The organism is Arthrobacter sp. APC 3897 (assembly GCF_030407495.1).
In the GTDB taxonomy this organism is placed as follows: Bacteria; Actinomycetota; Actinomycetes; order Actinomycetales; family Micrococcaceae; genus Arthrobacter_B.
This window is the reverse complement of the sequence record NZ_JASDDG010000007.1, coordinates 58137-73192: the sequence shown is the minus strand read 5'-3', so window position 1 is coordinate 73192 and position 15056 is coordinate 58137. Positions and strand designations below refer to the sequence as shown.

Sequence of the window (15056 nt, the reverse complement as noted above, 5' to 3'; positions counted from 1 at the left end):
CTACGCCAGGAACACGACCACCACTGAAAGCCCCAACTTTGCGTGATTTGCATCACAATAACAGAAGAATGAAAATAATCGACAGCCTTATACCGACTGCCGACATAATGTGTTAGGTTCCTCACATGTTCGATGAAGATCAGCCCCCGCTGCTCCAGGTGCGCGGCCTCTCGAAGCAGTTCGGTGGTGTTCAGGTACTCAAGGGCGTGGACCTGCAGGTGCGGCACGGAGAGGTCCATTGCGTGATGGGCCAAAACGGTGCGGGCAAGTCCACCCTGATCAAGACCCTCTCCGGGGTGTATGAGCCGGACGGCGGGGTGATCCTCTGGGAGGGCCAGGAAGTCTCCCTCCCTCATCCCACTGAAGCACTGGGCCTGGGCATCGCGACCATGTATCAGGAGCTGGATGTCGTGGACGGCCTGACGGTGACGGAGAACATTTTCCTGGGACACGAGAACGCAAGCGGAGGGATCCTGCGTGTCAGGGAGGCCAATGCACGGACACGGGAGCTGCTGAAGCGGCTCGGGCACAGCCGGCTCTCGCCCTCGGCCGAGGTCGGATCGCTCTCCGCCGCCAACAAGCAGATTGTTAGCCTGGCGAGGGCTCTGTCCCGCGACACGAAGCTCATCATCATGGACGAACCCAGCGCCATCCTCGATTCCGGTGAAGTGGCGAATCTCTTCCGCGTCATCCGGGAGCTCACCGCCGAGGGCATCGCCGTGGTTTACATCTCCCACCGGCTCGAGGAGATACGCCAAATTGGTGACCGGATTTCCGTGCTTAAGGACGGGAAAAGCACCGCCAGCGGCCTTCAGGTTGCGGAAACTTCCCGGTCGGAGCTGGTTCGGCTGATGACGGGACGGGACGTCGAGAACGTCTTCCCGCCACGGAACCCCCCTTCCCCGGACGCCCCGGTAGTACTCGATGTGGAAGATCTCGAGCTGCAGGGAGAGTTTCGGAAAATCAGTTTCCACATCAAGGCGGGAGAGATCCTGGGCTTCGCTGGACTGGTCGGATCCAAGCGTTCGGAGATCCTGGAAACCATCTGCGGAGTACGGAAACCTACCTCCGGCAGGATCTCAGTCAACGGCAAACGACTCCGCACCGGTTCGGTGCCCGCCGCCGTCAAGGCGGGAATTGGGCTCTCTCCGGAAGAACGGAAAAGCCAGGGACTCATTCTGGATGAGCCGCTGTTCAAGAACGTTACGCTGTCCACCTTCGAACGGTTTGCACGCGGCGGGTACCTCAATGAAAAAGCCGAACGGGATGCCGCACGGGACCAGATCATCGCCCTGGAACTGCGGCCGGCCGATCCGGACCGTCCCACCCGAACCCTTTCGGGGGGCAACCAGCAGAAGATCCTGCTGGCCCGCTGGGTGGTCCACGGCACCCCTGTCCTGCTGCTTGACGAACCGACCAGGGGCGTCGACGTCGGTGCCCGCGCGGAAATCTACACCCTGATTCGCCGCCTCGCGGCAGAGGGAGCAGCCATCATCGTCGTCTCCAGCGAGATCGAAGAGGTGCTGGGACTCGCTGACAAAGTACTCGTCATCGATGACGGCAACGTCCTGGCCGAAACCAACCCAAGCGACATTGACGAGCATGGCGTGCTCGATCTCATCATGAAGGGAAGTGCCGCGTGAGCGAGCCCAACACCACGGTCGCTGATCCGACCAACACCCCGCCCGGCGGCAGCGGCACCAGGAACAACCCGCTGAAAAATGCCTTGGGCGGTTCAGCGGGACGCAGCCTCGGCCTGGTCCTCGCGCTGGGCCTGCTCTTCGCCGTGGGCGCCGTCACGAGCGGCGACCGGTTCCTGAACGTGGAGAACCTGCTCACCATCCTGCGGTACGCCTCCATCATTGGCGTCATCAGCATTGGCGTCACTTTTGTCATTACGGCCGGCGGAATCGACCTTTCCGTGGGTTCGGTCATGGGCCTGGCCACGGTGGTTGCCAGCCTGACGAGTATCCAGCTCGCAGCGACCCAGTCATCCTGGCTGCTCATGGTCCTGGTGGCCCTGGCCGTGGGCGCGGGAGTCGGCCTGCTCAACGGTGTGGTGATCGCCTATGGAAACGTCGTTGCGTTCATCGCCACGCTTGCCACGCTGGTGGGTGCGCGGGGGCTGGCCGAACTGATCTCCGGCCGCAGCACGCAGATCGTCACCAACCGGGACTTCCTCAAGGTTATGCGGGGAGAATTCCTCGGCATTCCCGTCCTGGTGTGGATCTTCATCCTGGCCGCAGCCGTGGGCTGGTTCTTGCTGAACCGCACCACGTTCGGCCGCAGGACCGTAGCCATTGGCGGGAATCGGGAAGCATCCCGGCTGGCAGGCATCAAGGTGAAGCGGCATTTGGTGGCTCTGTACGTCCTGTCCGGGTTTTCCGCCGGTATCGCCGCAGTCATGATGCTCGGACGGACAACGGCCGGCACCTCGACCCACGGCTTGCTCTACGAACTCGACGCGATTGCCGCCGTCGTAGTGGGCGGAACCCTGCTCGCTGGCGGCCGCGGCACCATCATGGGCACAGTCCTGGGCGTGCTCATCTTCGCCACCCTCACCAACATCTTCACGCAGAACAACCTGGACACATCCGTCCAAGCCATTGTCAAAGGCATGATCATCGTGCTCGCGGTCCTCCTGCAGCAGCGCTTCGCTTCCGCGCGGCCGTCTAAACGGGGCGGCTAACCCCCCCCAGACAGGGGCAGGCACGGGCCAGGCATCACTGACAAAGCAGAGGGCGCATAGTGAAATTCCTTGACGTGGAATATACCTTGGAAAACGATGCTGAGCTGGGACTGGTCGAAGAGGTGCTGGATCAGTTCTTTACGGATGCCAAGCTCCGGGCTGTCTCGCTCCATCCGGCTTACCTCAGCCTGTGGGAAGCGATCGAACGGAACGCAGCCGGGGGAAAACGCTTTCGTCCGCGCCTGCTCATGCTCGCTTACCGCCAGCTGGGAGGATCCGACCTCACCGCAGCTGCCAAACTCGGCGCGGTCTATGAACTCCTCCACAACGCGTTCCTCATTCATGACGATGTAATTGACCGGGACACCACGAGGCATGGGGTTCCCAATGTATCGGGGCACTACGCCAATAAGGCCAAGCGGGCGGGCGCATCCGCGGAGGGCGCACAGCACGCCGGCATGTCTGCCGGGCTGCTGGCTGGGGACCTTTCACTGGCGGGGGCCTACCGCCTCCACGAAGCGGTTGAAGCGAGCGGGGAGGTGCGGCAGCAGCTGAACAGCATCCTGGACTACGCAGTATTCTCTTCCATCGGAGGCGAACTCCTCGATGCTGAGTTCGCCCGGGCGGTTCAAATGCCCTCCCCCGAGGAGGTTCGGACGGTGGCCCGCCGTAAGACTGCTGCCTATTCCTTTGAGGCGCCACTTCAAGCCGGCGCTTTGCTGGCAGGGGCCCCAGCCTCCGTTGCCGGAAGGCTAGGCGCTTTCGGACGTGATGCCGGAATTGCCTACCAGATTGTTGATGACGTTCGCGGGACGTTTGGTGACGAAGAGGAGACTGGAAAGACAAATATCGGAGACCTCCGGGAAGGCAAACGGACCATCCTGCTCTCCTACGCGGCCACTAAGCCGCAGTGGAAAGAGATTTCACAACTTATGGGATCAAGGGAACTGACGGCCGCAGAGGCTGGGCGGATCCGTGACCTGCTGACGGAGTGCGGGGCACGGGAGCACGCTGTCCACCTGGCATCCGAACACGCACACGCCGCAGTGAAAGAACTTGGGGAAGAGATTCCCGCTGGCCTTGCCGCGAGCTTGGAAAGACTCTTGTTTTCCCTCCTTGTTGAGCTCCATTCCCTCTGATCGTGCTTTTCGCAGGTGACGCTCCAGAGCACGTTTACTATGGGAAACTAGTCCGGTTTCGGCCCGTCCGCCGGAAGGACCCTAATACGAGGAAAGAATATGTTTGCCACCGCCCGCACACATCCGGGCAGCAACCGGGATTCGAGCCGCCAGCACAACCTCTCCACCGTCCTGCGGCTAGTGCACTCCACTGCTGGCATATCCCGTGCCCAGCTCACCCGGACAACCGGGCTCAACCGTTCCACGATCGCAGCACTTGTTGCCGAACTCTCCCAGCTGGGACTGGCAGTGGAGAGCGACTTGGATACGGCACAGCTGCACGGCCGTCCGAGCATCAAGATCGATCCCAGCCCCGCCGCTCTGGCGCTGGTTGTTAACCCTGATGTTGACGTCGTAAGCGTGGCCCTGGTCTCGCTGGGCGGCCACATAGTCAACGCTGTCCGGTTCCATACGGTCCGGGCACCGTCCGGCGTTGAGGTGGTCAACATCGTGACCGCCGTCTACTCGGGAATGCGTACTTCCATGCCCGCAGGCCACCGGGTCACGGGCGTGGGGCTGGCAATCCCCGGGCTCGTGCGGACCGACGACGGAACGGTCATCGAAGCTCCCCATCTGGGCTGGCAGGACGAGCCGCTGAGCTCCCGTCTTGGTGAAGCGCTGGGACTGCCGGTGTTCACAGCGAACGATGCCGTCGTAGGGGCCCGCGCCCAGGCCGCGTTTGGTGCCGGACGGGGCGTGGCCGACTTGGTTTATCTCTACGGCGGTGCCAGTGGAATCGGCGGGGGCATCATCAGCGGCGGACGCCTGATCCAGGGGGCGGCAGGGTTTGCCGGGCAGCTGGGACACACGCACGTACGTACCGGCGGCACCGCCTGTACCTGCGGTTCCTCCGGCTGCCTGGAAGCCGAGGTTACCAGGGCTGCCCTGATCGAGGCGGTTGGCCTGCCCGCCGGGGAAATCGAAAACCTTGAGGAAGTCCTTCTCGAGAAGCTTCAGGACGGGTGCGCCAACGATAAGCTCAGCGCCGTCATTGCTCACCAGATCGGGTTGCTGGCCGTGGGATTGAAAACGGTGATGAGCCTCCTGAACCCCTCAGTTATTGTCCTGGGGGGGTTCCTTCGCATCCTGGTGCGTGCGGCGCCCGGCGTTTTGGAGGAAGCCCTCGCCGGCTGCGGACCCCACAGGCCCTGGGAAAACGTGAAAATTGAACTCGCCCCGCTCGGGGAAGACCAGATCCTGATAGGGGCAGCGGAGCTGGTTTTCGAACCGCTGCTGGCCGACCCGGCAGGCTACCTGCAAGGGCTGGAAGGAGAGTAAAGGGAAATCACGCAAAGGAACCCTGTGCCGGCCCGGCACAGGGTCCCTTCCCTGTTTCGCTCCTTATCTATGGAATGTCGTCCGTCTGCCCCGCTCAGCGTTAGGGGGCCGGGACCAGTGCAACTTCGGCAGTTCCGGTCAGCGGACCCGTGCCTCCATCGCCTGCATCGGTGTAGGAAGCACTGAATACGCCCGACAGGTTGTCGACTGCGGGATCATGTCCCTCAGGCACCGTGGTGGTGATGGATCCGGTGCAGCCCGTGGTGCTTGTCTGCGGGTGTCCGTGGCTGTCGTGGCCCAGGATGTAGGTGACCTGGACGCGTGAGCAGTCAACAGGCTGGTCATCCGTCACGCGGACTTCGTAGCTCACCGTGTCCCCGAACTGGAAACTCTGGCCGGCAACGGGAGTCACGAACTCCACTACCGGGGCCTGGTTGCCTACTTCGATAAAGACCTCCGCGGAGGAGTATTTGCCCCTATGCTTTCCGCCTCGGTCGGTCACCTGGAGGTTAGCCGTGTAGGTTCCGATTTCCTGATAGGTGTGCGTGGGATTGGGCTGCCGTGAGTCCACCACTCCGTCGGAGTTAAAGTCCCAGGCGTAGCGCAGCCTGTCGCCGTCGGCGTCGGTTGTACCTGCACTGGAGAACTGCACGGTGAGGGGTGCCATGCCCACAGTGGGAGTTCCGGAGGCCATCGCTACCGGCGTATGGTTCCCGCCCTGTCCGATGTAATCGATGCGGGAGAGCTGGGCATCCGGATTCTCGCCAAAGTACCCATCGCCGTACTCGAGTACGTAGAGCGCACCGTTGGGACCGAACTCCATGTCCATCGGGTTGTCCACGATGATCGAATCAACAACATTTTCAATGGAGACGAGCTCTCCTCCATAACTCATGGTCATGGCTTTGATGTAGTCACGGGTCCATTCGTAAAGGAAGGATTTGCCGTCATAGTACTTCGGCCAGGCTACGGGCGCATGTCCCCTGGCTGCCTTCCTGTCGAAGTTGTAGACCGGACCGGCCATCGGGGCGATTCCCCCGGTCTCGAGCTCCGGGAATTCATCCGATAGGTCGTAGGAGTACCAAACTTCAGGCTGAGCCACCGGGGGGAGCTTGCGCTTGCCCGTGTTGTTGGGTGACTCATTGACGGGCGCCGCACAGTTGAAGGTCTCGCCCGAGGTCCCGGTGGCGAAGTCATAGTCTACGTACGGCAGTTCGGCTGTGGCACAGTAAGGCCATCCGTAGTTTGAAGGCTCGGTAATGACCGCCCACTTGCCTGTCCCGGCCGGGCCCCTGAGAGGATCTGCGGTGCCCGCGTCGGGAGAGTAGTCCGCGATGAGGAGCTCGCCGGTCTTCCGGTTCAACTCAATGCGGAACGGGTTGCGAAGCCCCATCACGTAGATCTCAGGGCGGGTGAGGGGTGTCCCCGGCCTGAAGAGGTTACCCCGGGGGATGGTGTAACCACCGTTTCTGGTGGGGGTTATTCGAAGCACCTTTCCGCGAAGGTCGTTTGTGTTGGCAGACGAGCGTTGTGCATCGAATACCGGATTGCTTTCGGGGCGTTCGTCGAGAGGGCTGTAGCCACCGGAGGAGAAGGGGTTGGTGTCGTCACCCGTGGACAGGTAAAGGTTTCCCTGCGCGTCGAAGACGATGTCTCCTCCGACATGGCAGCAGCTTCCGCGGTCCACGGGCACCTGCAGCATCCGTTGTTCACTGTTCATATCGACAGCGCTGCCATTGAATTTGAACCGTGAGAGCTGCAGGTAACCCTTGAAAGGCTCGAAGTCTGCGGCTGTTCCAGTGGTCGGAGCATCGCCCTCGTTGACGTCGGGCGTAGCCGGGTCATCAACGGGCGTGTTCAGGGGAGGGGAATAATACATGTAGACCCAGTTACTGCCCCTTTTGCCGAAGTTCGGATCAATCGCGATGCTTTGAAGGCCTTCTTCGTCGTGCTCGTAGACGTCTACGGTTGCGGCCAGGGTGTTCAGCCCGGTTTCCGCATCATTTAGCCATACCTCGCCCTGGCGGGTCGTGTGCAGCACGTCGCCATTGGGCAGGACAGCAAGGTCAACCGGTTCGCCCGGGTTGTCGTTCAGAGTTACCTTTTGGAAAGCCGAGTCCGGCGGAGGGGTTGCAGGGATACCGGGTTTCGGTCTCGCCTGCGCTGGAACTGCCGCAAGGGATACACCCATCAGCGCCGCCAGGGCCAGAGCTGTGCTGGCCCGCCGTATACGTTTTGCCGAGGTTCTTCTGGCATCCGCCTGATGCCCGGGGGATTGCGTCAACCCGCGTCTTGTGACTGTCATCGCCATCTCTCTTCTCGCCATTGAGGACCCGGACCAGCCGGAGTCAGGTGGGTAGAACGCTAATGGAGGCCATCTTCAAGCGCTAGTGGTTTGAAAAAACAATCTGTCTGCTTCTTCAAGGTTTCCTATATCTGCGGAAATACAGGCACAACACTGCCGGCTGCGATGTGGCCCTCGGTCACACGTGCAGTTTGTTGTGCGAAGAACATAAATTAGTGGTCGGTCACTCGGGTAGCCCCTGGGTTTGGAGGACGAGGGATTTCACAGCTGCCGCAGGGATAGGTTTGCCCGAACGCATCAGTTCTTCGACAAAAGGCGGCAGCTGATCTTCAGAGGAAATCACCAGTGGTGTGCTTTGCCGAGATGCGGGAAGCCGTCCATGGGTTCCGCGTACGTGGCGGGGGTCCAGCGGCACGGTGCTCATGGCATAGCGCAGCCCCGCCTTTTTCTTGATAAGGTTCAGGCCCGCCTTGGTCTTGGCCAGTTTGTCTGCCGGGTTGAAGAAGAGTTCGCTCGGGTCATACCCCGGCTTCCTATGGATATCAACGCCGCGGGCATACTCGGGTGCATGGGCATCATCCAGCCAGAAATAGTACGTGAACCAGGCGCCCGGCTCCGCAATGACGACGAGTTCACCGGAGCGCTGATGGTCCAAACCACACCTCGCCTGTGCGTTCCGGTCCATGACTTCGTCGATCCCTCTGGTTCCCCTCAGAATGTCCGCTGTCCGTGCGACGTCGCCGGGGTCCGGAATGTAAACGTGTGCCACTTGGTGGTCTGCAACGGCAAAGGCACGGGACGCCCACGTATCCAGCTGCTCTTTCCCGTCCTGCACATAAACCTCCAGCAGGCCTTCCCTGCGCAGGACCCGGTTGATGTCTACGGGCAGATGCGCCTCTTCTATTCCGTACTCCGAGACAGCGATGACCGCGTACCCTCGTGATTCGGCTTCGTCCAGCAGCGGAGCCAGGGCGGAATCGAGTTCGGCGGCAGCTTTAACTGCCTGCGGATGGTTGGGCCCAAAACGCTGAAGGTCGTAGTCGAGGTGCGGCAGATAGGCCATGAGAAGCTCCGGCGCCTGGGTTCGCATGACATGTCTGGTCGATTCTGCAATCCATTGTGTCGACGCGATGCCTGCCGTCGGTCCCCAATACTGGAACAAAGGGAATTCGCCGTACCGGGACACCAATTCGTCGTGAAGCGCAGGGGGACGGATGTATGCGTCAGGCGATTTCCGCCCGTCTGCGTGATATATCGGGCGCGGAGTAACGGTCATATCCGTTGACATGCCCATGGCGTACCACCAGCAGATGTTTGCCGCGCGGTAACCAGGTTCCTTGCTGCGGGCGCTTTCCCAGATCTTTTCTCCGGTGACCAGTTTGTTGTGCTGGCGCCACAGGAATACCTCGCCAAGTTCACGGAAATACCAGCCGTTGCCAACAATCCCGTGCTCGGACGGCGGCAGGCCGGTGAGCATAGTGGATTGAACTGTGCAGGTGACCGCAGGAAGGACTGTCGCCAGTTCGGAGGACCAACCCGCAGCCGCGAGTTTGGATAAACGGGGCATATCCCGCAGCGACTGCTCAGTGAGTCCCACGATGTCGAGCAGCAGTACCGGTTTCAAGGGTTCTCCTTAGTGTTTAGGTGCGTGCCGTGCGCCGGCATTAGGACGGCGCCGGAGCCAGCAGATGGTTCTCCGCCCACGCGATTTCCCCTGCTATGCCTTCGACAAGATCAGCTTGTTTCCCGGGCAGAACACTCCACGTGTAGGTTTCTATATCCAGATGCACTTCCTGCCTGTACGGCAGGCTGTTCACTTCATCCACAGTCGTTTCCAGCACCTTGGCGGTGGTCTCCAGCGGAAGCACCGGCACCACGTGGAGGGGCATGTGGAAATGGACCCTCCAAGGGCCCCGCCCGGGAAGTTCAGCCAGTGCCTGCGGCAGGTCATCAGCCATCAGGACATTTCCATCACGTCCCAGCTCCCGGACCTGGTGTAGGTACCGCGGTTCCGCGAACGCTTCAAGCGCGCTGCGGGCCGCTGCTTCTGAGGGTGCAGCCACATGCAGCGCGGTGGAAGCCTGAACTTTTACGATGCGCAGGCCGGCTGCAGCGACGCTGCGAACTGCAGCTGCCGGGTCGGCAAAAGACACCGCCAGATGGCAGGTGTCTATGCACAGGCCGATGTAATCGGAGTCGATGCCTCTGGGGAGCCCCGCTGCCAGCCATGCTGTCACATCCGAGACGGTGTCGAGTACGCATCCCGGTTCCGGTTCCACCGCTATCCGAACTGTCTTTCCGGTGCGCTCCTTCAGTGCTCTCAGGCCTTCAGACAATTCCACGAACGCGGTGATGGCGGACTCGTCGTCGTCTCCGGTCCAGGGATCACGCCAGGCCAGGGGCAGCGTGGAGATGGATCCCGGCATCCCTTCGGGAAGCAGGGCCGCTAGGACGTTTGCACATTCCAGGGTGTACTGCAGGCGCTCCCGCTGTGCCCAGGTAGGCTGATAGACGTCTTTCTTGACTACCTCGTTGTGGAAGCCGCCGTAGGGAAAAGCATTCAGGGTATGGATTTGTAGTCCCAGCTCGGAGAGTACCTCACCAAGCAAAGCCACGTCCGCGGCGCTTCCCGACAGACGGCTGGCCAGCCCTGCCGGCAGCCAGAGCCCGACGCCGAGAACGTCCAGTCCCGCCCTGCGGCGGATGGGACCGGCGTATTCGCGGAGCTGACGGATTACCCCGTCAAGGTCCTCGGCCGGATGCACGTTGGTGCAGTAGGAAAGCTGCATCAGGCGCGGACTCCCCGCAGAAGTGAGTTGCCCTCGAACGTCTCCCCGGCTCCGCCGAGTTCCGCTCCGTCAAAACCGGGGATCGGATCGAGGATCAGCGCACCGCTCTGGCCATAGAATGCGATCGGGTTCTGCCAAAGGACGCGGTCGACGTCGTCTTCCGAGAACCCGCCGGCGAGCATAGCTTTCGCTGTGCTCGCTGTCTTGAGCGGATCGGATTTCCCCCAATCCGCGGCAGAGTTAACCAGCACCTTCTCGGTTCCGTACTCATGGAGGATTGCGACCAGGCGTTCCTCATCCATCTTGGTGTCCGGATAGATGGAGAAACCCATCCAAGCTCCGAAGTCCTTCACCATGTGCACGTTGGTTTCATTAAGGTGGTCAACAACAACCATCGAGGGATCAACCTTCGACTCGCGGACAAGGTCGAGTGTCCGCTGGGTGCCCCGGAGCTTCTCCCGATGCGGGGTGTGCACCAGTGCGGGCAGGGAGAATTCGCCGGCCAGCTCCAGCTGGCGGCTGAAAGCCTCGTCTTCGGCTGGAGTCATGGAATCAAAACCGATCTCTCCGACTGCAACGACCCCCTCTTTGGTCAGGTATCGGGGAATCTCATCCAAGACCGGCACGCATCTGGGATCGTTGGCCTCCTTGGGATTCAGGGCGATCGTGGCGTGGTGCCGGATGCCGTACTGGGCGGCCCGGAACCGTTCCCAGCCCAGCAGGGAATCAAAGTAGTCAATGAAGGATCCAATGCTGGTTCTTGGCTGTCCCAACCAGAAGGCGGGCTCAACCAGTGCCCGCACCCCGCTGTCATACATAGCGGCGTAATCGTCGGTCGTACGGCTTGTCATGTGAATATGCGGGTCAAAGATGCGCATGGTTAGGACTCCTTACGAGAGATGGAGGGGCTGGCGGCACGGCCCAGCAGGAGACCGACGTCGTCCGGTACCGGGCGTCCCGCTGCTTGCCGTTCAGCTGCGAAATCGGCGGCCATGCGCGCCAGTTCGTCATCCGCCCGCTCGTCGAGGTCGGTGACGGCGGCAATGCTGACGCCCATGAAGATAAGCTTCAGGACTGCGTGGCGCCAGTTGTGCTGATCGAGGAAGGCGGCAGCGAAGGGGCCGACGGCGGCCGCGACCAGTCCGGTCTCATTCGTCCGAAGTGCCTCGGCGGTCAGCCGCAGGCCCGCTGTGATGACCGGAACCGGGAGATCCGGCTCATCAACGGCCATCGAGCCCAGGCCCCTCAACACCCCCCGCCGTTCCGAGGAGTCTCCCCTGCTGTACAGCGAAAGGAGAGATTCAGCCAGGTCTTCGGGAGGGCGGAACTCCCGCAGTCGCCGAATGAGCTCGCCGCGGGCGTAGTCGCTGTTGCTGCCATGGAGGACCGCGGTGGGATCCGTGGCCGGCTGGAGAGGACCGCGGCCAACAGTACGGCTGGCTGTGGCGAAAACTGCTGGCAACGCACCGGGATCTGCCGCGATCCGTGCCACGCTTTCCTGTAGCCATTCTTCCGCCGCTTTGCCTGCCTGGGCTTCCCGCCAGGCAGCCTGCAGGGCGGCCATGCTTCGGGTGGCTAAGCCTGGTGCATCATAGGAGTGCCGAGGGAGCTCGACGGCGGCCACCCCACGGTAATCCAGTTCTGCGAGCGTTTTCAGGGCAAGCGCAACATCGACCTCCCCTTCACCGAAGGGAAGGTGCTCATGGGCAACGGACCGCATGTCGTCGAGCTGGACGTTCGCCAAAAGTGCTCCGGCTTCCATCAGCGCACCGCGCACCCCGCCGGGCTCAACCACCACGCAGTGTCCGATGTCCACCGTCACCCCGAGTCCTTCCGGATTGCCAAGGCGGTTCCGAAGCTCAAGGGCATCAGCAACGGTCTCCACCAGCATTCCGGGCTCCGGTTCAACCGCGAGCAGTACCCCTTTCCCGGCAGCATGCCCAAGTACGTCAGCAACCCGGGTTTCCAGCCGCTTCCAACCGGACTCGGGGCTGGCTTCGGGAGGCAGGATCCCTGAGAAGAAAGAAACGCATTCGGCGTTCAGTACCGCGGCGATGTCTATTGCCCGGCGAAGAAAATCGACCCGGGTTGCGGCGTCTTCGTCCACAAGGGTCGGCCGATGTTTCTCCCGCCGGTTGAGCAGGAAACGGGTACCGGTCTCTATGACAATCCGAAGGTCCAGGTCCTGGAGGCGGCTGCGCAGACACTTAAGCCGGGCTTCCAAGTCTGGGTCGAAAGGGTCCAGATGAGGGTGGCCGAGAGTCAGAGCGACAGCTCCGTAACCCAGTTCGTGCAGCAGCTCCAGTACGTCCGGAAGCGGATGATCCGTGAAGCCGTTGGTGCCATACCCGATGCTGAAGGCCGGGAAAGAGGGCGTGGTGGTCATGACTCGCTCACCTTCCTGCCCCCGGGACGGGAACGGATGATCCTGCCTAAGATGTCCACCCCAAGCAGCGCACCCGCACCCACCGGGTCTCCGTGCCGTACTGCGAGTGCTGCCTGAAGCGGAACCATCGCCCGGATGCCCGCCTTGGTCGCGTTCAGGGCGTTAACGGCCGCAGGGTCCCGCGCCGCCCTGATTTGGGCAGGTCCGCATCTCAGGGCATAAGCAGCCGCGGCTGCGATAGCGGCGAGCGTTCTGGTCGGCGGTCCAGCGGATCCTGCCACGAGTGATGCGGCCAGCAGCCCGGTCGCTGCTGCAACGCCGGAGGCTGTGGCGGCATCTGTTCCATCGACTTCACCTCGAGAAAGGAAAGTCACGGCGACGGTATGGCCACCCATGATGCCTGCAGCTCCCAGTGCCGGCCTGACATGGCCTGCTCCCGCACCCATCAGGACGTCAAGTGCCCGGCATGCGCCCATCGAGACGGATCCAGCCATGGCATGTTCCTTAGTCACCAGGTCATAAGTCCAAATCGACACCGCAAGCGGAATCCCCACAGCCAAGGAGTTCCGGCCGCCGGCCGCAGCGCACAGCCCCAGTCCGGCGGCTGTGAGGGCAGATGCTGCGGCCAGGGCATTCCGGGGGCTCACCCTTCCGGAAGGAATGGGCCGCTGTGGTCGTTCGCGCGCATCGATGTCCCGGTCTGCGTAATCGTTGAGGGCCATTCCGCCGGCATAGAGGAACGCGCTCGCCAGCGGCATCCACAAGCGACGTCCGGCGAGTGGCCGGCCGGCAGCAGCCCCGCCCGCCACGGAGTCCCCCAAGACGGTGAGGACAGCGGGAGCCCTAACCAATTCCAGGTAATCACCGGCCTTGGTCACAGCTGTTCACCTCCCGTGTCCGAGAGGAGGCGCCCACTGGCGGCGAGCGCCCATTCCGCAAGGTCGTGTGTCTGCTGTGCGAAGGAATGCTCGACACTGCCCCAGGGATCCTTGAAGAAGAAGCCAAGGGCCCCAAGATGCCCAGTTTCTCCTGCCGCGTCTGCAAGGGTCATGAGGCGGGCGAGGTCGAGGATCATCGGAGCTGCCAGCATGGAATCGTAGGCGCTCCACGTTGTTTGGATTGTCAGGCGGGAACCTAGGAATCCCTCTACATGGATGTGATCCCACGCAACTTTGGTCTCGCCCAAGTCCGGCACGTTGTCAATATGCAGCGGGGTAACGGCACCTCCTGTGAGGTCGTGCAATCCGCGGTTCTTTGACAGCAGCTTTGCGGAGACAGCGCGGCTGTCGGCAAGCGTGGCTCCGTCCCCGCCACCCAGCAAATTGGTCCCGGCCCAGGACAGGACCTTCAGTCCGCGTGCGGAAAGCGCCGGAGCCAGCACCGAGCGCAGCCAGGTCTGGCCCGTTTTGCCGTCCTGGCCTGCCGTGGGAACCCGCGAGGCGCCAGCAAGCTCATACAGAGCAGGAACGTTCAGGGCAGTTGACGGCGTGAAACATATGTATGGAGAGCCCGCCATAACGGCTGCGTAGGCCGCTACTGAGCTGGCGGGCAACACAGGCCGTGCCGGATCCACGAGCGCCGACTTCAGGAGCTCAATGTCGTGGTACTCGGCGAGCTGGTCCAGCGGTGCCTCTGTGGAGGCTACGTCCAAGACAATGACCCGCTGCAGCCCATTTGCTTCCTTAAACGCAACGATGTCGCTGGACAGGCGGCTTGCGGCATCGGCCTGCGACTCTGCAGAACCAGCGGGATCATATCCAGAACGCACCCGGCCGTCCGCTTCAAGGAGTTGGGCTCTGACTGATTCAAGGAGATGGCCAGGGAGCATGCCTGCATCAACAAGTTTCTCCGCCCGCTTGATCATGGAAACGCCGCTGATGTCATGACCACCCACCACAAAGTCTGCGTAGTCCGGGAGGCATACGCCGTGGAAGGTGTCCTGTTCCGTCACGCATCCCACGGGTTTCACCAGTCTGGCGGCGATGGCCGCCAGTCCGATTGCTGCTGTTGTTGCCACCGAGCCCCGTGCGCCGATGAGCCAGATTCCTGTCCGGCCGTAGTCCCAGTCCTCCGGCCCGGCACCGAGTGCCGATTCTGGCTCCGCCTTGACTGGCATCCCCTCGTGGGTGTCCCTGATCAAACTTCCTCCTCGAAGCTTCATGTATCACCGGCGTGCCCGCGCCTCATTCAGAATTAGAATCTGAATCCATGAATGAGACGCTGATCACAGGGAACCTAGCACAGGTAATGTCAGGCCACAACGCACTTATGAGCTATTCCGATATATCTACGCTTGGCATTGCCACTATTAAGTCGAATGGCGGCGGGCGGTAACGGGTTTCGTGATAAGCAAACTGGTCTCCGGCCGCTTTGGACGGCTCAAATAAAACTGGCAGACCTATGTCATGCGAAGATACCAAGTCAATAGTTC

At 61.8% G+C, this 15056-nt stretch carries 11 protein-coding genes; 4 read left to right on the top strand and 7 right to left on the bottom strand.

Going from position 1 to position 15056, the window contains the following annotated elements; genetic code table 11:
* Positions 1–125: 125 nt before the first annotated feature.
* From QMA10_RS05290 to QMA10_RS05275, 4 genes are all read left to right on the top strand, one after another.
* Positions 126–1643, top strand: coding sequence for a sugar ABC transporter ATP-binding protein (locus QMA10_RS05290; protein ID WP_290166749.1), 1518 nt, complete (start codon positions 126–128; stop codon positions 1641–1643).
* Positions 1644–1714: 71 nt separating this feature from the next.
* On the top strand, positions 1715–2689 hold the full coding sequence (locus QMA10_RS05285; RefSeq protein WP_290166822.1) for an ABC transporter permease: 975 nt from the start codon (positions 1715–1717) through the stop codon (positions 2687–2689).
* 86 nt (positions 2690–2775) lie between these two features.
* Entirely contained in the window at positions 2776–3828 is a 1053-nt protein-coding gene (locus QMA10_RS05280) for a polyprenyl synthetase family protein (RefSeq protein WP_290166747.1), read from the top strand.
* A 99-nt stretch (positions 3829–3927) separates the two neighbouring features.
* Positions 3928–5145 carry an ROK family protein gene (locus QMA10_RS05275; RefSeq protein ID WP_290166745.1) on the top strand — a complete coding sequence of 406 codons (1218 nt, stop codon included), beginning with the start codon at positions 3928–3930 and terminating at the stop codon, positions 5143–5145.
* Between the two features lie 100 nt (positions 5146–5245).
* Here the strand turns inward: QMA10_RS05275 and QMA10_RS05270 are convergent, their stop codons facing one another.
* From QMA10_RS05270 to QMA10_RS05240, 7 genes are all read right to left on the bottom strand, one after another.
* Positions 5246–7336, bottom strand: coding sequence for a PQQ-dependent sugar dehydrogenase (locus QMA10_RS05270; protein ID WP_290166743.1), 2091 nt, complete (start codon positions 7334–7336; stop codon positions 5246–5248).
* A 337-nt stretch (positions 7337–7673) separates the two neighbouring features.
* Positions 7674–9074 carry a nucleotide pyrophosphatase/phosphodiesterase family protein gene (locus tag QMA10_RS05265; RefSeq protein ID WP_290166742.1) on the bottom strand — a complete coding sequence of 467 codons (1401 nt, stop codon included), beginning with the start codon at positions 9072–9074 and terminating at the stop codon, positions 7674–7676.
* Positions 9075–9114: 40 nt separating this feature from the next.
* Positions 9115–10239, bottom strand: a complete 1125-nt coding sequence (gene eboE / locus QMA10_RS05260; RefSeq protein WP_290166740.1) for a metabolite traffic protein EboE — start codon at positions 10237–10239, stop codon at positions 9115–9117.
* Positions 10239–11117 carry a TatD family hydrolase gene (locus QMA10_RS05255; protein ID WP_290166738.1) on the bottom strand — a complete coding sequence of 293 codons (879 nt, stop codon included), beginning with the start codon at positions 11115–11117 and terminating at the stop codon, positions 10239–10241. The genes eboE and QMA10_RS05255 overlap by 1 nt, the downstream gene beginning before the upstream one ends.
* Before the next feature lie 2 nt (positions 11118–11119).
* Positions 11120–12625, bottom strand: a complete 1506-nt coding sequence (locus QMA10_RS05250) for an EboA domain-containing protein (RefSeq protein ID WP_290166736.1) — start codon at positions 12623–12625, stop codon at positions 11120–11122.
* Positions 12622–13503, bottom strand: coding sequence for an SCO3242 family prenyltransferase (locus tag QMA10_RS05245; RefSeq protein ID WP_290166734.1), 882 nt, complete (start codon positions 13501–13503; stop codon positions 12622–12624). Before QMA10_RS05245 ends, QMA10_RS05250 begins: the two co-directional genes overlap by 4 nt.
* Positions 13500–14741, bottom strand: a complete 1242-nt coding sequence (locus QMA10_RS05240; RefSeq protein ID WP_290166732.1) for an inositol-3-phosphate synthase — start codon at positions 14739–14741, stop codon at positions 13500–13502. Before QMA10_RS05240 ends, QMA10_RS05245 begins: the two co-directional genes overlap by 4 nt.
* Positions 14742–15056: the final 315 nt, after the last annotated feature.